Below are 14,479 nucleotides of genomic sequence, written 5' to 3' on the forward strand. Positions count from 1 at the left end.
ACGCCCGCCGAACCTGAACGGGGTACATGGAGGCCCCCCAGTAACGTCCCGGGATCAGGGACGGGCTTGACAAGGCGCGTTTGACTGCGTTCTTGGCAGGTTGCTACAATCGTCTGTCTCAGCAGGCCAGAATTCCGGCCTGCTTTAACATTTCCGCATCTCTGGTCGGATTTTCCGGCCACCAATCAGAAGAACCTACTGATGGCGACGATCAACCAGCTGGTCCGCAAGCCGCGGCAAGCGACCACCTACAAGAGTGCCTCGCCGGCGCTCGACAAGTGCCCGCAGCGCCGTGGCGTCTGCACCCGTGTCTACACCACCACTCCGAAGAAGCCGAACTCGGCTCTGCGCAAGGTTGCCAAGGTTCGCCTGACCAACCAGGAAGAAGTGATTTCCTACATCGGCGGTGAAGGCCACAACCTGCAGGAGCACTCCGTGGTCCTGATCCGCGGCGGTCGCGTCAAGGACCTGCCGGGTGTGCGTTACCACACTGTTCGTGGCTCGCTCGACGCCGCCGGCGTTGCCAAGCGTCGCCAGGCCCGTTCCAAGTACGGCGCCAAGCGTCCGAAGGCATAAGGAGAGAGCACAATGTCGCGTAAGGGTAATACTCCGCAGCGTTCCGTCCTGCCCGATCCGAAGCACGGAAGCGAAACCATCGCCCGCTTCATCAACATGGTCATGCAGAGCGGCAAGAAGTCCGTCGCCGAGAAGATCGTGTACGGCGCCATGGACGTGATCACCGAGAAGAACAGCAGCGCCAACGCCATCGAACTGGTGCAGAAGGCGCTGGACAACGTCGCTCCGGCGGTCGAGGTCAAGTCGCGTCGCGTCGGCGGTGCCACCTACCAGGTGCCGGTCGAAGTCCGTGCCTCGCGCAAGATGGCCCTGGCCATGCGCTGGCTGATCGACTCCGCGCGCAAGCGTGGCGAGAACACCATGCCGAAGAAGCTGGCGGCTGAACTGATCGATGCCTCGGAAAACCGTGGCGGCGCCATCAAGAAGCGCGAAGAAACCCACCGCATGGCCGAAGCCAACAAGGCATTCGCCCACTACCGCTGGTGAGTTTGACGGCCTTGTAAAACAGGCAGGGCAGCACCACTTCGGTGCGTGCTGCCTCGCGGTCCCAGAAGGACTGCGCCAACCCGAAGGCCGCCGAAAGGCGGCGTTCGGCCATCCGAAATCCAAGAAATCTGAGAGGCTCCCGTGGCCCGTTCCACTCCCATCGAGCGTTACCGTAACTTCGGCATCATGGCTCACATCGATGCCGGCAAGACCACCACGTCCGAGCGCATCCTGTTCTACACCGGCAAGAGCCACAAGATCGGTGAAGTGCACGATGGCGCCGCCACCATGGACTGGATGGAGCAGGAGCAGGAGCGTGGCATCACGATCCAGTCCGCTGCGACCACCGCGTTCTGGAAGGGCATGGACAAGTCCCTGCCGGAGCACCGCTTCAACATCATCGACACCCCCGGGCACGTCGACTTCACCATCGAAGTGGAGCGCTCGCTGCGCGTGCTCGACGGTGCCGTCTTCGTCCTGTGTGCCGTGGGTGGCGTGCAGCCGCAGTCGGAAACCGTGTGGCGCCAGGCCAACAAGTACCACGTGCCGCGCATCGCGTTCGTCAACAAGATGGACCGCACCGGTGCCAACTTCCAGAAGGTCGTCGGCCAGCTGAAGGCCAAGCTGGGCGCGGTCGCCGTGCCGATGCAGCTGCCGATCGGCGCTGAAGACAACTTCAAGGGCGTTGTCGACCTGCTGAAGATGAAGGCCATCCACTGGGATGAAGCCTCGCAGGGCATGAAGTTCGAGTACAGCGACATCCCGGCCGAACTGCAGGCGGCTGCGGAAGAGGCTCGCCAGTTCATGGTCGAGACCGCTGCCGAAGCCAACGAAGAGTTGATGGAAAAGTACCTGGGCGGCGAAGAGCTGGCCGAGTCCGAGATCATCAACGCGCTGCGTACCCGCACCCTGGCCACCGAGATCGTGCCGATGTACTGCGGCTCGGCCTTCAAGAACAAGGGCGTGCAGGCGATGCTGGACGGCGTGATCCAGCTGCTGCCGTCGCCGGTCGACGTGCCGGACGTGAAGGGCGTGGACGTTGACGACGACACCGTCGAAATGACCCGCAAGTCGGACGACAAGGCGCCGTTCTCGTCGCTGGCCTTCAAGATCATCACCGACCCGTTCGTCGGCGCGCTGACCTTCTTCCGTGTCTACTCGGGCACCCTGAACGGTGGCGACACCGTGCTGAACTCGGTGAAGGGCAAGAAGGAGCGCATCGGCCGCATCCTGCAGATGCACTCGAACAACCGCGAGGAAATCAAGGAAGTTCTGGCCGGTGACATCGCTGCCGCCGTGGGCCTGAAGGACACCACCACCGGTGACACCCTGTGCGCCGTGGATGCCCCGATCATCCTGGAGCGCATGACGTTCCCGGAGCCGGTGATCTCGATGGCCGTCGAGCCGAAGACCAAGTCGGACCAGGAAAAGATGGGCCTGGCGCTGGGCCGCCTGGCGCAGGAAGATCCGTCGTTCCGCGTCAAGACCGACGAAGAATCCGGCCAGACCATCATCTCGGGCATGGGCGAGCTGCACCTGGACATCATCGTCGACCGCCTGAAGCGCGAGTTCAACGTTGAAGCCAACGTCGGCGCGCCGCAGGTGGCCTACCGCGAAACCATCACCCTGGCCGACGTCAAGTCGGACTACAAGCACGCCAAGCAGTCCGGTGGTAAGGGCCAGTACGGTCACGTCGTGATCGAGCTGTCGCCGATCACCGCTGAAGACCGTGCCGATCCGAAGATCGCTCCGATGATCAAGGACGACTTCCTGTTCATCAACGACATCACCGGCGGTGTGATCCCGAAGGAATTCATTCCGTCGGTTGAAAAGGGCCTGCGCGAAACCATCACCAGCGGCCCGCTGGCTGGCTTCCCGGTCGTGGACGTCAAGGTGAAGCTGGTGTTCGGTTCGTACCACGACGTCGACTCCTCGGAAATGGCGTTCAAGCTGGCTTCGTCGATGGCCTTCAAGCAGGGCTTCGCCAAGGCCAAGCCGGTGCTGCTGGAGCCGATCATGAAGGTCGAGATCGTGACCCCGGAGGATTACCAGGGTGACGTGATGGGCGACGTCAGCCGTCGTCGCGGCGTGCTGCAGGGTTCCGACACCACCGGTGACGGTTCGGCCAGCATCATCAACGCGATGATCCCGCTGGGTGAAATGTTCGGCTACGCCACTGCGCTGCGTTCGCAGACCCAGGGCCGCGCCACCTTCACCATGGAATTCGATCACTACGAGCCGGCTCCGACCAACATCGCCGAAGCCGTCATGAAGAAGGGCTGAGCCTCGCTCAGCCTCTCTTGAAACCACTTACGAACAATCAAGGTAAAGAAAAATGGCAAAGGGTAAGTTCGAGCGCACCAAGCCGCACGTCAACGTCGGCACCATCGGTCACGTCGACCACGGCAAGACCACGCTGACCGCCGCACTGACCAAGATCGGTGCCGAGCGCTTCGGTGGCGAGTTCAAGGACTACTCCTCGATCGACGCCGCGCCGGAAGAAAAGGCTCGTGGTATCACGATCTCGACCGCGCACGTCGAATACGAATCCCCGATCCGTCACTACGCCCACGTTGACTGCCCGGGCCACGCTGACTACGTCAAGAACATGATCACCGGTGCCGCCCAGATGGACGGTGCGATCCTGGTGTGCTCGGCCGCTGACGGCCCGATGCCGCAGACCCGCGAGCACATCCTGCTGTCGCGCCAGGTCGGCGTGCCGTACATCGTGGTGTTCCTGAACAAGGCCGACATGGTCGACGACGCCGAGCTGCTCGAGCTGGTCGAGATGGAAGTGCGCGAGCTGCTGAGCAAGTACGAGTTCCCGGGCGACGACACCCCGATCATCGCCGGTTCGGCCCGCCTGGCGCTGGAAGGCGACCAGAGCGACATCGGCGTGCCGGCCATCCTGAAGCTGGTCGACGCGCTGGACAGCTGGATTCCGGAGCCGGAGCGTGCGATCGACAAGCCGTTCCTGATGCCGGTGGAAGACGTGTTCTCGATCTCGGGCCGCGGCACCGTGGTGACCGGTCGTATCGAGCGTGGCGTGATCAAGGTCGGTGACGAAATCGAAATCGTCGGTATCCGTCCGACCCAGAAGACCACCGTCACCGGCGTGGAAATGTTCCGCAAGCTGCTGGACCAGGGCCAGGCAGGTGACAACGCCGGTCTGCTGCTGCGCGGCACCAAGCGTGATGACGTCGAGCGCGGCCAGGTTCTGGCCAAGCCGGGCACCATCACCCCGCACACCGAGTTCGAAGGCGAAGTGTACGTGCTGTCGAAGGACGAAGGCGGCCGCCACACCCCGTTCTTCAACGGCTACCGCCCGCAGTTCTACTTCCGCACCACCGACATCACCGGCGCTGCCAAGCTGCCGGAAGGCGTCGAAATGGTGATGCCGGGTGACAACGTCAAGATGACCGTCACCCTGATCAACCCGGTGGCGATGGACGAAGGCCTGCGCTTCGCCATCCGCGAAGGTGGCCGTACCGTCGGCGCCGGCGTGGTCTCGAAGATCATCAAGTAATCTGGTAGTATCTGCGCCCCGATGTTGCCTGGGTAGGGCATCGGGGCGTATCAAATGGGAAAGCAGGCACAGGACGTGCCTTGTGTTCCCCGGACCAGGAAGGGTCAATGCCATTCAGGCGGCGTCAACAGGTGACTGTTGACAGCTGCCTTGTGTGCCATTATGCTTCTTCGTCTGGGCAGGCCGGGAAACTGGTCTGCCTACGTTTTTGAGGTCTACGGATTGACCTTGGCGGCCTGCGGGAGTGCGGGCCGTCCGTATTCAGGAATTTCATGGGGCAAAGCAACCCAGAGGCTTTGTCTGTCGCTCTTTTAACGAAGGAACCTACCGCCATGGCGGACCAAAAGATCCGGATCCGGCTGAAAGCGTTCGATCATCGTCTGATCGACCGTTCGGCCAGCGAGATCGTTGAAACGGCAAAGCGGACCGGCGCGCAAGTGCGTGGCCCAATCCCGCTGCCGACCAAGATCGAGCGCTACACCGTTCTCGTCTCCCCGCACGTCGACAAGGACGCGCGTGACCAGTACGAGACCCGCACGCACAAGCGCGTGCTCGATATCGTTGACCCGAATGACAAGACCGTGGACGCGCTGATGAAGCTCGAACTGGCTGCCGGCGTCGACGTTCAGATCAAGCTGACCTGAGGACTACGACCATGACGAAGAAGTATTCGTTGGGCTTCGTGGGCCGCAAGGCCGGCATGAGCCGCGTGTTCACCGAAGATGGTCGTTCCATCCCGGTGACCCTGATCGAAGCCACCCCGAACCGCATCGCGCAGATCAAGACCGTCGAGACCGACGGCTACAGCGCCGTGCAGGTGACCGTCGGCGCGCGTCGCGCTGCCCTGGTCAACAAGCCGGAAGCCGGCCACTTCGCCAAGGCGAAGGTGGAAGCGGGTCGTGGCCTGTGGGAATTCCGCGTTGAGGACGCGCAGCTCGGCGATTTCGCCGTCGGCGGCGAAATCAAGGCGGACATCTTCGAAGTCGGCCAGATCGTCGACGTCCAGGGTGTCACCAAGGGTAAGGGCTTCCAGGGCACCATCAAGCGCCACAACTTCCGTATGGGCGATGCAACCCACGGTAACTCGCTGTCGCATCGCGCGCCGGGTTCGCTGGGCCAGCGCCAGACCCCGGGTCGCGTTTTCCCGGGCAAGAAGATGTCGGGCCACATGGGCGCGGTGCAGCAGAGCACCCAGAACCTGGAAGTGGTCAAGGTCGACGTCGAGCGCGGTCTGATCGCGGTTCGCGGCGCCGTTCCGGGCGCGGCGGGTGGCGATGTGATCGTCCGTCCGGCGAGCAAGGCATAAGGAGAGATGACGATGGAACTCGTTATCACGGGTAGCAACAACAAGGTCTCGGTCTCCGACGCCGTGTTCGGTCGCGATTTCAGCGAAGATCTGGTCCACCAGGTCGTCGTTGCTTACCGCAACGCCGGTCGCGCCGGCACCAAGGCGCAGAAGACTCGCTCCGAAGTGGCTGGTACCACCAAGAAGTCGAAGAAGCAGAAGGGCGGCGGCGCGCGTCATGGCGCACTGACGGCTCCGATCTTCGTCGGCGGCGGTGTCACCTTCGCGGCCAAGCCGCGCAGCTTCGAGCAGAAGGTCAATCGTAAGCAGTACCGTGCCGCCATGTGCGCGATCCTGTCCGAGCTGAACCGCCAGGGTCGCCTGACCATCGTGGAGGCCTTCGACGTCGAAGCCACCAGCACGAAGGGTCTGGTTGCCAAGCTGGCCGGCCTGGAAGTGGGCAAGCGCCCGCTGATCGTCACCGAAGAGGCCTCCGAGCACCTGTACCTGTCCGCCCGCAATCTGCCGTACGTGCAGGTGCGTGACGTCCAGGGCCTGGACCCGGTGTCGCTGGTCGGTGCCGACACGGTCGTCATCACCGCTGACGCGGTCAAGAAGGTCGAGGAGTGGCTGGCATGAACAGCAACGAAAAAATCTTCAGCGTGCTGCGTGCCCCGCGTGTCTCGGAAAAGACCGCGCGCCTGCAGGAACTCTCCAACCAGTATGTCTTCGAAGTTTCGAACGAAGCCACCAAGGCCGATGTAAAGGCCGCGGTCGAGCAGCTGTTCGACGTCAAGGTCGAAGCCGTCAACGTGGTCAACGTCAAGGGCAAGAACAAGTCCTTCCGTAACCGTGCTGGCCGCCGCGGCGATTGGCGCAAGGCGTACGTTCGCCTGGCCGATGGCCAGTCGATCGATGTAACGGCCAAGGCCTGAGGTACATCCCATGCCATTGATGAAATTCAAGCCCACTTCTCCCGGCCGCCGTTCGGCCGTGCGCGTGGTCACGCCCGACCTGCACAAGGGTGCTCCGCACGCTGCCCTGGTCGAGTCGCAGAGCCGCTCGGGTGGTCGTAACCACCACGGCCGCATCACCACCCGTCACGTGGGTGGTGGCCACAAGCAGCACTACCGCATCATCGACTTCAAGCGCAACAAGCTGGGCATCCCGGCGCGCGTGGAACGCATCGAATACGATCCGAACCGCACCGCCCACATCGCCCTGCTGTGCTACGTCGACGGTGAGCGCCGCTACATCATCGCCCCGAAGGGCCTGAAGGCCGGTGATCAGGTGATCGCTGGTTCGGACGCCCCGATCAAGGCCGGCAACACCCTGCCGCTGCGCAACATCCCGGTCGGTACCACCATCCACTGCATCGAGCTGAAGCCGGGCAAGGGCGCCCAGATCGCTCGCGCCGCCGGTGCGGCCGTGCAGCTGGTGGCTCGTGAAGGCATCTACGCCACCCTGCGCCTGCGCTCGGGTGAAATGCGCAAGGTTCCGGTCGAGTGCTGCGCCACCATCGGCGAAGTCGGCAACGACGAGCACAGCCTGGAAAAGCTGGGCAAGGCCGGTGCCAAGCGCTGGCGCGGCGTCCGCCCGACCGTTCGTGGTGCTGCCATGAACCCGGTTGACCACCCGCACGGTGGTGGTGAGGCGAAGGCCGGCCAGGGTAATCCGCATCCGGTCACCCCGTGGGGTGTCCCGACCAAGGGTTACAAGACGCGCCATAACAAGCGCACTCAGCAGTTCATCGTCCGCGATCGTAGGGGCTAATCGACCATGGCACGTTCACTCAAGAAGGGCCCGTTCGTCGATCACCACCTCGTCAAGAAGGTGGAGGCCGCTGCGGGCAGCAAGAAGCCGATCAAGACCTGGTCGCGCCGTTCGATGATCCTGCCTGACATGGTAGGCATCACCATTGCCGTGCATAACGGCAAGAACCACATCCCGGTTCTCGTCAACGAGAACATGGTCGGCCACAAGCTCGGCGAATTTGCCATCACCCGGACCTTCAAGGGTCACGGTGGTGACAAGAAGTCGGGCAAGTAAGGAGAGATGACAATGGAAGCGAAAGCCATCCTGCGCACTGCGCGCATCTCCCCGCAGAAGGCTCGCCTGGTTGCTGACCAGGTGCGCGGTCTGCCGGCCGAACGTGCGGTCAACCTGCTGAAGTTCTCGGACAAGAAGGCTGCCCACCTGATCAAGAAGGTGGTGGAGTCGGCAATTGCCAACGCCGAGAACAACCAGGGCGCCGACGTCGACGAGCTGAAGGTTCAGACCATCATGGTTGATGAGGGTCCGACCCTGAAGCGTTTCATGGCGCGGGCGAAAGGCCGCGGTACCCGCATCCTCAAGCGCACCAGCCACATCACTGTGGTTGTGGGCGCCGGCAAGTAAGCGGATAAGGAAAAGACCATGGGTCATAAAGTTCATCCGATTGGTATCCGTCTCGGTATTTCCAAGGACTGGAACTCCAAGTGGTACGCCAACAAGGCCGAGTTCGCTGGTTACCTGGCAGCCGACCTGAAAGTGCGCGAAATGCTGCGCAAGAAGCTGGCGCAGGCCGGCATCAGCAAGATCCTGATCGAGCGTCCGGCCAAGACCGCCCGCGTGACGATCCACACCGCCCGTCCGGGCGTGGTGATCGGCAAGCGCGGTGAGGACATCGAGAAGCTGCGCAAGGAAGTGAGCGACATGATGGGCGTCCCGGCGCACATCAACGTCACCGAAGTGCGCAAGCCGGAGCTGGACGCACAGCTGGTTGCCGAGTCGATCGCCCAGCAGCTGGAGCGTCGCATCATGTTCCGCCGCGCCATGAAGCGTGCGGTCGGCAATGCGATGCGCCTGGGTGCCCTGGGCATCAAGGTCAACGTCGGCGGCCGCCTCAACGGTGCGGAAATCGCCCGTTCGGAGTGGTACCGCGAAGGCCGCGTGCCGCTGCACACCCTGCGTGCCGACATCGACTATGGCTTCGCTGAAGCCAAGACGACCTACGGCATCATCGGCATCAAGGTCTGGATCTACAAGGGCGAAGTCTTCGATTTCTCCCAGGTTGGCCAGGAAAAGCAGGACGACGCCCCGTCGCGCAACGATCGTCACGATCGCGGCGACCGTGGTGACCGTCAGCGCCCGGCCCGTGAAGCGAGGTAACGACAATGTTGCAACCCAAGCGAACCAAGTACCGCAAGGTACACAAGGGCCGTAACGAAGGCCTGAGCTGGAGCGCAAACGCTGTCAGCTTCGGCGAATACGGCCTGAAGGCAACCGCACACGGTCAGCTGACCGCGCGCCAGATCGAAGCGGCCCGCCGCTCGATCAGCCGCTATGTCAAGCGCGGTGGCAAGATGTGGATCCGCGTGTTCCCCGACAAGCCCATCACCAAGAAGCCCATCGAAGTCCGAATGGGTTCCGGTAAGGGTAACGTGGAATACTGGGTGGCCCAGATCCAGCCCGGCCGCATGATCTATGAAATCGAGGGTGTTTCCGAGGAAGTGGCTCGCGAGGCGTTCCGCCTGGCCGCCGCCAAGCTCTCGGTCACCACCACTTTCGTGACCCGTACGGTGCGCTGATGGATATCAAAACTCTCCGTGAAAAGTCGGCTGACGAACTGAAGGCCCACCTGATCGACCTGCGTAAGGAACAGTTCTCTGTCCGTATGCAGCAGGTCACCGGCCAGCTGCCGAAGACCCACGACATCCGCCGGGTCCGTCGCGAGATTGCTCGCGTCAAGACCCTGCTCGGCAGCACGAAGTAAGGATGGCCGCTATGAGCGACAATACTGAAAACAAGACGCTGCGCACGGTCGAAGGCCGTGTCGTCAGCAACAAGATGGACAAGACGGTTACCGTCCTGGTTGAGCGTCAGGTCAAGCACGCGCTGTACGGCAAGTACATCAAGCGCTCGACCAAGCTGCACGCCCACGATGCCGACAACGCCTGCAAGGAAGGCGATGTCGTCCGCGTGACCGAGATTGCTCCGATGTCCAAGACCAAGAACTGGCGCGTGGTGGAAGTCATCACGCGTGCGGCTGAATAAGGAGTCTGAATCATGATCCAGATGCAGAGCTACCTTGACGTCGCGGACAATTCGGGTGCCAAGCAGGTGATGTGCTTCAAGGTGCTGGGTGGTTCCAAGCGCCGTTACGCCGGCATCGGCGACATCATCAAGGTCACCGTGAAGGATGCGATTCCGCGCGGCAAGGTCAAGAAGGGTGAAGTGTATGACGCCGTCGTGGTGCGTACCCGCAAGGGTGTGCGTCGCGCCGACGGCTCGCTGATCCGCTTCGACGGCAACGCTGCCGTCCTGCTGAACAACAAGCAGGAGCCGATCGGTACCCGTATCTTCGGGCCGGTGACCCGTGAACTTCGTTCGGAGAAGTTCATGAAGATCGTCTCGCTCGCTCCCGAAGTGCTGTGAGCGACAGGAGATAATCATGGCTAACCGTATCAAGAAGGGCGACCAGGTCGTCGTCAATACCGGCAAGGACAAGGGCAAGCAGGGCGAAGTCGTCCGCGTCGACGGTGACCGCGTGGTCGTCGCCAACGTGAACATCGTCAAGCGCCACACCAAGCCGAACCCGCAGGCAGGCGTTGCCGGCGGCGTGGTCGAGCGTGAAGCTTCGATCCATATCTCCAACGTGAACGTGCTGAACCCGGCTTCGGGCAAGGGCGAACGCGTTGGCTTCAAGGTGCTGGAGGATGGACGCAAACTGCGTGTGTTCCGCTCCAGCGGTGAGGCGCTCGACGCCTGAGGAATGTGAAGATGACTTCCCGTCTCGAAAAGTTCTACAAGGACGAAGTGGTGCCGGCGCTGATGAAGCAGTTCGGCTACACCAATCCGATGGAAGTGCCGAAGCTCGTCAAGGTCACCCTGAACATGGGTGTCGGCGAAGCGGCCACCAACAAGAAGATCCTGGAAAACGCCGTCGCGGACATGACCAAGATTTCCGGCCAGAAGCCGGTTGTCACCAAGTCGCGTATCTCGGTTGCGTCGTTCAAGATCCGTGATGGTTGGCCGATTGGCTGCAAGACCACGCTGCGTCGCCACAAGATGTACGAGTTCCTGGATCGCCTGATCAACATCTCGCTGCCGCGCGTGCGCGACTTCCGTGGTGTTTCCGGTCGTTCCTTCGACGGTCGCGGCAACTTCAACATGGGTGTGAAGGAACAGATCATCTTCCCGGAAATCGACTTCGACGCCGTCGACGCGATCCGTGGCATGGATATCGCCATCACCACCACTGCGAAGACCGACGCGGAAGCGAAGGCGCTGCTGGCAGCGTTCAAGTTCCCGTTCCGTAACTGATCCGTCGAGGAAACCGAAATGGCAAAGACCTCCATGGTCAACCGCGACATCAAGCGGGAAAAGCTGGCCAAGAAGTACGCGGACAAGCGTGCGGCTCTGAAGAAGATCGTGTCCTCGGTGGACGCGAGCTACGAAGAGAAGATCGAAGCCGCGGCCAAGCTGTCCAAGCTGCCGCGCGATTCGTCGCCCTCCCGCCAGCGCAACCGTTGCGAGCTGTCCGGCCGTCCGCGTGGCGTCTACGGCAAGTTCGGCCTCGGCCGCAACAAGCTGCGTGAAGCCACCATGCGTGGCGACGTCCCGGGCCTGCGCAAGGCCAGCTGGTAATCCCAGCCGGCCCTGCGATCGGGTGCCCTTCGGGGCTCCTGAACAGGGGAGGGGAGGCATTCAGCTTTCCCTCTGCGAAAAAACCCGAAGAGCCCGACGCAAGTCGGGCTCTTTTGGCGTATACTCCCGCGTCTTGCCCTGTGCAGACGGGGTTGTAGGGGCAGGCCGCTGGCCTGCCGCATCAAGGGACCTGGCCCGTTTCCAGGAGACAACAGATTTTCGCGAAAGCGGATATCGGTGCACTCAAAGGTACTCATATGAGCATGACTGATCCCATCGCCGACCTGCTGGTCCGCATCAAGAATGCGGCTGCGGTTGGCAAGCAGACGGTGAAGGCCCCGTCGTCCAAGATCAAGGTTGCGATCGCCCAGGTCCTGAAGGACGAGGGCTACATCAGCGACCTGCGCGTGACCCAGCTGGAAAACAACAAGGCCGAGCTGGAAATCGTGCTGAAGTATTTCGAAGGCAAGCCGGTCATCGCGACCCTGAAGCGCTTCTCGCGTTCGGGCCTGCGCCAGTACCGCGGCAAGAGCGAGCTGCCGAAGGTCATGAATGGCCTGGGCATCTCCATCATTTCCACCTCCAAGGGCATCATGACTGATGCGCAGGCGCGCCAGCTGGGCGTCGGCGGCGAAGTCCTGTGCTTCGTGGCCTAAGGCGAAAGGAGTAGAACTATGTCCCGCGTAGCCAAGAAGCCGATCAGCCTGGGCAAGGTTGAACTGAACGTCCAGTCGGACAGCGTCACCGCCAAGGGCCCGAAGGGCACCCTGTCGCTGGCCAAGCCGGCCGGCATTGCCATCAACGTCGACAACGGCGTTGCCACCCTGAGCACCGAGAACGCCGAGCTGGTCGCACTGACCGGCACCGTGCGTGCGATCCTGTCCAACATGGTCAAGGGCGTGTCCGAAGGCTTCGAGCGCAAGCTGGAGCTGGTCGGCGTGGGTTACCGCGCTGCCATGCAGGGCAAGGACCTGAGCCTGTCGCTGGGCTTCTCGCACCCGGTCGTGTTCGTGGCGCCGGAAGGCATCACCCTGTCGACCCCGACCCAGACCGAGATCCTGGTCCAGGGCGCTGACAAGCAGGTCGTCGGTGAAGTTGCCGCCAAGATCCGTGCGTTCCGCAAGCCGGAACCGTACAAGGGCAAGGGCGTGAAGTACTCCGACGAAGTCATCATCCGTAAGGAAGCCAAGAAGGCATAAGCGCGAGTCCCCCGCAAGAACCCGCGCATCCATGTGCGGGCTTCCCAGGGAAACGCCCAACCTTCAGCTTTCAAGGAAAAAACATCATGAACAAGAACATCGCCCGCCTGCGTCGCGCCAAGTCGACCCGCGCCCACATCCGTGAGCTCGGCGTTGCCCGCCTGTCGGTGCTGCGCACCGGCCAGCACCTGTACGCGCAGGTCTTCACCGCCGACGGCTCCAAGGTCCTGGCCGCTGCCAACACCACCCAGGCCGACGTCAAGGAAGGCCTGAAGAACGGCAAGAACGCCGACGCCGCTGCCAAGGTCGGCCGCATCGTTGCCGAGCGCGCCAAGGCTGCCGGCATCGAGAAGGTTGCCTTCGATCGTTCGGGCTACCGCTACCACGGCCGCATCAAGGCCCTGGCAGAAGCGGCCCGCGAAGCCGGCCTGCAGTTCTAAGGAACCAGGGCAGGGGGCCGATGGTCTCCTGCCCGCCTGCTCGCCAGCCTGAGCGAGGCTGGACGGCGCCGCTCTTCTGTAGCGGCCAACCGGAACGACGCGTCACTCCACAACCATAAGCGGCCTCGAGCCGTACATACCCAAACAACCAAGGAATCAACATGGCAGAAGAGCGTCAGCAGCGGGGTCGCGATCGCGACCGTAACCGCGAAGAGAAGATCGACGACGGCATGATCGAAAAGCTGGTCGCGGTCAACCGCGTCAGCAAGACCGTCAAGGGTGGCCGCCAGTTCACCTTCACCGCCCTGACCGTCGTCGGCGACGGCGAAGGCAAGGTCGGTTTCGGCTATGGCAAGGCCCGCGAAGTGCCGGTCGCCATCCAGAAGTCGATGGAACAGGCCCGCAAGAACCTGGTCAGCGTTGACCTGAACAACGGTACCCTGTGGCACACCATCAAGGATGGTCACGGCGCTGCCCGCGTGTTCATGCAGCCGGCTTCGGAAGGTACCGGTGTCATCGCCGGTGGTGCCATGCGCGCCGTGCTGGAAGCCGTTGGCGTGAAGAACGTGCTGGCCAAGGCCACCGGTTCGCGCAACCCGATCAACCTGGTGCGTGCCACCGTGAAGGGCCTGGCTGCTGCGCAGTCGCCGGCCCGTATCGCGGCCAAGCGCGGCAAGAAGGTGGAGGAACTCAACCATGGCTAATGAGTCCAACAAGACTGTCAAGGTCCGCCTGGTGCGTGGCCTGCGTGGCACCCAGTCGCGTCACCGCCTGTCGGTGCGTGCCCTGGGCCTGAACAAGCTCAACGATGTGCGTGAACTGAAGGACAGCCCGCAGGTGCGCGGCCTGATCAACAAGGTTCAGTACCTCGTCCAGGTTGAGGAGTAATCGACCATGACTCTGCGTCTCAATGAACTGAGCCCGGCACCGGGCGCCCGCACCGAACGCACCCGCGTCGGCCGCGGTATCGGCTCGGGCCTGGGCAAGACTGCCGGCCGCGGCCACAAGGGTTCGTTCGCCCGCAAGGGTGGCGGCAAGATCAAGGCTGGCTTCGAAGGCGGCCAGACCCCCATGCAGCGTCGTCTGCCGAAGATCGGCTTCCGTTCGCCGATCGCCAAGGACACCGCTGAAGTGCTGCTGTACGCGCTGGACAAGCTGCCGGCCGGTGAGATCGACTTCGCCGCCCTGCGTGCTGCCAAGCTGGTCCCGAGCACTGCCAAGAAGGCCAAGGTCGTCGTCAAGGGCGAAGTGACCAAGGCGTTCACCCTGAAGGGTATTGCTGCCACGGCGGGTGCCAAGGCTGCGATCGAAGCTGCCGGCGGCAGCGTAACGGAGTAAG

The 14,479-nt window shown here is 62.7% G+C and carries 25 protein-coding genes; all 25 read left to right on the forward strand.

Annotation, left to right across the window (positions count from 1 at the left end; genetic code table 11):
• Nucleotides 1-201 precede the first annotated feature (201 nt).
• The 25 genes from rpsL to rplO all read left to right on the forward strand — a co-directional run bounded on the left by rpsL (nucleotide 202) and on the right by rplO (nucleotide 14,478).
• Nucleotides 202-576: a 30S ribosomal protein S12 gene (gene rpsL, locus A9K58_RS11550; RefSeq protein WP_004145320.1), complete on the forward strand. Its 375-nt coding sequence runs from the start codon at nucleotides 202-204 to the stop codon at nucleotides 574-576.
• 12 nt (nucleotides 577-588) lie between these two features.
• Entirely contained in the window at nucleotides 589-1,062 is a 474-nt protein-coding gene (rpsG, locus tag A9K58_RS11555) for a 30S ribosomal protein S7 (RefSeq protein ID WP_053519957.1), read from the forward strand.
• A 141-nt stretch (nucleotides 1,063-1,203) separates the two neighbouring features.
• Nucleotides 1,204-3,345 carry an elongation factor G gene (gene fusA, locus A9K58_RS11560; protein ID WP_065199503.1) on the forward strand — a complete coding sequence of 714 codons (2,142 nt, stop codon included), beginning with the start codon at nucleotides 1,204-1,206 and terminating at the stop codon, nucleotides 3,343-3,345.
• A gap of 52 nt (nucleotides 3,346-3,397) precedes the next feature.
• Nucleotides 3,398-4,588 carry an elongation factor Tu gene (gene tuf, locus A9K58_RS11565; protein WP_065199504.1) on the forward strand — a complete coding sequence of 397 codons (1,191 nt, stop codon included), beginning with the start codon at nucleotides 3,398-3,400 and terminating at the stop codon, nucleotides 4,586-4,588.
• Between the two features lie 332 nt (nucleotides 4,589-4,920).
• Nucleotides 4,921-5,232: a 30S ribosomal protein S10 gene (gene rpsJ, locus A9K58_RS11570; protein ID WP_005408208.1), complete on the forward strand. Its 312-nt coding sequence runs from the start codon at nucleotides 4,921-4,923 to the stop codon at nucleotides 5,230-5,232.
• An 11-nt stretch (nucleotides 5,233-5,243) separates the two neighbouring features.
• Nucleotides 5,244-5,894, forward strand: a complete 651-nt coding sequence (gene rplC / locus A9K58_RS11575; protein WP_065199505.1) for a 50S ribosomal protein L3 — start codon at nucleotides 5,244-5,246, stop codon at nucleotides 5,892-5,894.
• Nucleotides 5,895-5,906: 12 nt separating this feature from the next.
• On the forward strand, nucleotides 5,907-6,512 hold the full coding sequence (gene rplD, locus A9K58_RS11580; protein WP_065199506.1) for a 50S ribosomal protein L4: 606 nt from the start codon (nucleotides 5,907-5,909) through the stop codon (nucleotides 6,510-6,512).
• A complete protein-coding gene (gene rplW / locus A9K58_RS11585) occupies nucleotides 6,509-6,808 on the forward strand; it encodes a 50S ribosomal protein L23 (protein ID WP_004145338.1) in 300 nt (99 codons plus the stop codon). Before rplD ends, rplW begins: the two co-directional genes overlap by 4 nt.
• Before the next feature lie 10 nt (nucleotides 6,809-6,818).
• Entirely contained in the window at nucleotides 6,819-7,646 is an 828-nt protein-coding gene (gene rplB, locus A9K58_RS11590) for a 50S ribosomal protein L2 (RefSeq protein ID WP_053519741.1), read from the forward strand.
• A 6-nt stretch (nucleotides 7,647-7,652) separates the two neighbouring features.
• On the forward strand, nucleotides 7,653-7,922 hold the full coding sequence (gene rpsS, locus A9K58_RS11595) for a 30S ribosomal protein S19 (RefSeq protein ID WP_005415413.1): 270 nt from the start codon (nucleotides 7,653-7,655) through the stop codon (nucleotides 7,920-7,922).
• 12 nt (nucleotides 7,923-7,934) lie between these two features.
• The gene (rplV, locus tag A9K58_RS11600) at nucleotides 7,935-8,270 is read left to right on the forward strand and encodes a 50S ribosomal protein L22 (RefSeq protein ID WP_080375339.1); all 336 of its coding nucleotides are present in this window, start codon (nucleotides 7,935-7,937) and stop codon (nucleotides 8,268-8,270) included.
• A gap of 18 nt (nucleotides 8,271-8,288) precedes the next feature.
• On the forward strand, nucleotides 8,289-9,023 hold the full coding sequence (gene rpsC / locus A9K58_RS11605; protein ID WP_065199507.1) for a 30S ribosomal protein S3: 735 nt from the start codon (nucleotides 8,289-8,291) through the stop codon (nucleotides 9,021-9,023).
• Nucleotides 9,024-9,028: 5 nt separating this feature from the next.
• Nucleotides 9,029-9,442 (forward strand): 50S ribosomal protein L16, encoded by a 414-nt coding sequence (rplP, locus tag A9K58_RS11610; protein ID WP_053519743.1) that lies wholly within the window; start codon nucleotides 9,029-9,031, stop codon nucleotides 9,440-9,442.
• Nucleotides 9,442-9,627: a 50S ribosomal protein L29 gene (gene rpmC, locus A9K58_RS11615; protein WP_004154487.1), complete on the forward strand. Its 186-nt coding sequence runs from the start codon at nucleotides 9,442-9,444 to the stop codon at nucleotides 9,625-9,627. The genes rplP and rpmC overlap by 1 nt, the downstream gene beginning before the upstream one ends.
• An 11-nt stretch (nucleotides 9,628-9,638) precedes the next feature.
• Nucleotides 9,639-9,908, forward strand: a complete 270-nt coding sequence (rpsQ, locus tag A9K58_RS11620; RefSeq protein ID WP_053519744.1) for a 30S ribosomal protein S17 — start codon at nucleotides 9,639-9,641, stop codon at nucleotides 9,906-9,908.
• Between the two features lie 12 nt (nucleotides 9,909-9,920).
• Complete coding sequence (gene rplN / locus A9K58_RS11625) at nucleotides 9,921-10,289, forward strand: 50S ribosomal protein L14 (RefSeq protein WP_010483978.1); 369 nt, start codon at nucleotides 9,921-9,923, stop codon at nucleotides 10,287-10,289.
• A gap of 16 nt (nucleotides 10,290-10,305) precedes the next feature.
• Complete coding sequence (gene rplX, locus A9K58_RS11630) at nucleotides 10,306-10,623, forward strand: 50S ribosomal protein L24 (protein WP_053519745.1); 318 nt, start codon at nucleotides 10,306-10,308, stop codon at nucleotides 10,621-10,623.
• An 11-nt stretch (nucleotides 10,624-10,634) separates the two neighbouring features.
• Nucleotides 10,635-11,177: a 50S ribosomal protein L5 gene (rplE, locus tag A9K58_RS11635; protein WP_065199508.1), complete on the forward strand. Its 543-nt coding sequence runs from the start codon at nucleotides 10,635-10,637 to the stop codon at nucleotides 11,175-11,177.
• A gap of 18 nt (nucleotides 11,178-11,195) precedes the next feature.
• On the forward strand, nucleotides 11,196-11,501 hold the full coding sequence (gene rpsN, locus A9K58_RS11640; protein ID WP_065199509.1) for a 30S ribosomal protein S14: 306 nt from the start codon (nucleotides 11,196-11,198) through the stop codon (nucleotides 11,499-11,501).
• Between the two features lie 257 nt (nucleotides 11,502-11,758).
• Nucleotides 11,759-12,157 carry a 30S ribosomal protein S8 gene (rpsH, locus tag A9K58_RS11645; RefSeq protein WP_065199510.1) on the forward strand — a complete coding sequence of 133 codons (399 nt, stop codon included), beginning with the start codon at nucleotides 11,759-11,761 and terminating at the stop codon, nucleotides 12,155-12,157.
• An 18-nt stretch (nucleotides 12,158-12,175) separates the two neighbouring features.
• On the forward strand, nucleotides 12,176-12,700 hold the full coding sequence (rplF, locus tag A9K58_RS11650) for a 50S ribosomal protein L6 (protein ID WP_065199511.1): 525 nt from the start codon (nucleotides 12,176-12,178) through the stop codon (nucleotides 12,698-12,700).
• An 86-nt stretch (nucleotides 12,701-12,786) separates the two neighbouring features.
• On the forward strand, nucleotides 12,787-13,140 hold the full coding sequence (gene rplR, locus A9K58_RS11655) for a 50S ribosomal protein L18 (protein ID WP_065199512.1): 354 nt from the start codon (nucleotides 12,787-12,789) through the stop codon (nucleotides 13,138-13,140).
• Nucleotides 13,141-13,301: 161 nt separating this feature from the next.
• Nucleotides 13,302-13,844, forward strand: a complete 543-nt coding sequence (gene rpsE / locus A9K58_RS11660; RefSeq protein WP_004154496.1) for a 30S ribosomal protein S5 — start codon at nucleotides 13,302-13,304, stop codon at nucleotides 13,842-13,844.
• Complete coding sequence (gene rpmD / locus A9K58_RS11665; RefSeq protein WP_005408214.1) at nucleotides 13,837-14,028, forward strand: 50S ribosomal protein L30; 192 nt, start codon at nucleotides 13,837-13,839, stop codon at nucleotides 14,026-14,028. The genes rpsE and rpmD overlap by 8 nt, the downstream gene beginning before the upstream one ends.
• A 6-nt stretch (nucleotides 14,029-14,034) precedes the next feature.
• On the forward strand, nucleotides 14,035-14,478 hold the full coding sequence (gene rplO / locus A9K58_RS11670; protein WP_004154498.1) for a 50S ribosomal protein L15: 444 nt from the start codon (nucleotides 14,035-14,037) through the stop codon (nucleotides 14,476-14,478).
• Nucleotide 14,479: the final 1 nt, after the last annotated feature.

Origin of the sequence: Stenotrophomonas maltophilia (genome assembly GCF_001676385.1) — a bacterium.
Lineage (GTDB): Bacteria > Pseudomonadota > Gammaproteobacteria > Xanthomonadales > Xanthomonadaceae > Stenotrophomonas > Stenotrophomonas maltophilia_J.

Coding starts and splice junctions, on each gene's coding strand:
- rpsQ (WP_053519744.1), top strand. CDS start 9,639: ATGAGCGACAATACTGAAAACAAGACGCTGCGCACGGTCGAAGGCCGT.
- rpmC (WP_004154487.1), top strand. CDS start 9,442: ATGGATATCAAAACTCTCCGTGAAAAGTCGGCTGACGAACTGAAGGCC.
- rplR (WP_065199512.1), top strand. CDS start 12,787: ATGAACAAGAACATCGCCCGCCTGCGTCGCGCCAAGTCGACCCGCGCC.
- rplW (WP_004145338.1), top strand. CDS start 6,509: ATGAACAGCAACGAAAAAATCTTCAGCGTGCTGCGTGCCCCGCGTGTC.
- rplF (WP_065199511.1), top strand. CDS start 12,176: ATGTCCCGCGTAGCCAAGAAGCCGATCAGCCTGGGCAAGGTTGAACTG.
- rpsL (WP_004145320.1), top strand. CDS start 202: ATGGCGACGATCAACCAGCTGGTCCGCAAGCCGCGGCAAGCGACCACC.
- rplO (WP_004154498.1), top strand. CDS start 14,035: ATGACTCTGCGTCTCAATGAACTGAGCCCGGCACCGGGCGCCCGCACC.
- rpsG (WP_053519957.1), top strand. CDS start 589: ATGTCGCGTAAGGGTAATACTCCGCAGCGTTCCGTCCTGCCCGATCCG.
- rpsJ (WP_005408208.1), top strand. CDS start 4,921: ATGGCGGACCAAAAGATCCGGATCCGGCTGAAAGCGTTCGATCATCGT.
- rplP (WP_053519743.1), top strand. CDS start 9,029: ATGTTGCAACCCAAGCGAACCAAGTACCGCAAGGTACACAAGGGCCGT.
- rplC (WP_065199505.1), top strand. CDS start 5,244: ATGACGAAGAAGTATTCGTTGGGCTTCGTGGGCCGCAAGGCCGGCATG.
- rplB (WP_053519741.1), top strand. CDS start 6,819: ATGCCATTGATGAAATTCAAGCCCACTTCTCCCGGCCGCCGTTCGGCC.
- rplN (WP_010483978.1), top strand. CDS start 9,921: ATGATCCAGATGCAGAGCTACCTTGACGTCGCGGACAATTCGGGTGCC.
- rplD (WP_065199506.1), top strand. CDS start 5,907: ATGGAACTCGTTATCACGGGTAGCAACAACAAGGTCTCGGTCTCCGAC.
- rpsS (WP_005415413.1), top strand. CDS start 7,653: ATGGCACGTTCACTCAAGAAGGGCCCGTTCGTCGATCACCACCTCGTC.
- rpsH (WP_065199510.1), top strand. CDS start 11,759: ATGAGCATGACTGATCCCATCGCCGACCTGCTGGTCCGCATCAAGAAT.
- rpsN (WP_065199509.1), top strand. CDS start 11,196: ATGGCAAAGACCTCCATGGTCAACCGCGACATCAAGCGGGAAAAGCTG.
- rpmD (WP_005408214.1), top strand. CDS start 13,837: ATGGCTAATGAGTCCAACAAGACTGTCAAGGTCCGCCTGGTGCGTGGC.
- rplE (WP_065199508.1), top strand. CDS start 10,635: ATGACTTCCCGTCTCGAAAAGTTCTACAAGGACGAAGTGGTGCCGGCG.
- rpsE (WP_004154496.1), top strand. CDS start 13,302: ATGGCAGAAGAGCGTCAGCAGCGGGGTCGCGATCGCGACCGTAACCGC.
- rplX (WP_053519745.1), top strand. CDS start 10,306: ATGGCTAACCGTATCAAGAAGGGCGACCAGGTCGTCGTCAATACCGGC.
- rplV (WP_080375339.1), top strand. CDS start 7,935: ATGGAAGCGAAAGCCATCCTGCGCACTGCGCGCATCTCCCCGCAGAAG.
- rpsC (WP_065199507.1), top strand. CDS start 8,289: ATGGGTCATAAAGTTCATCCGATTGGTATCCGTCTCGGTATTTCCAAG.
- tuf (WP_065199504.1), top strand. CDS start 3,398: ATGGCAAAGGGTAAGTTCGAGCGCACCAAGCCGCACGTCAACGTCGGC.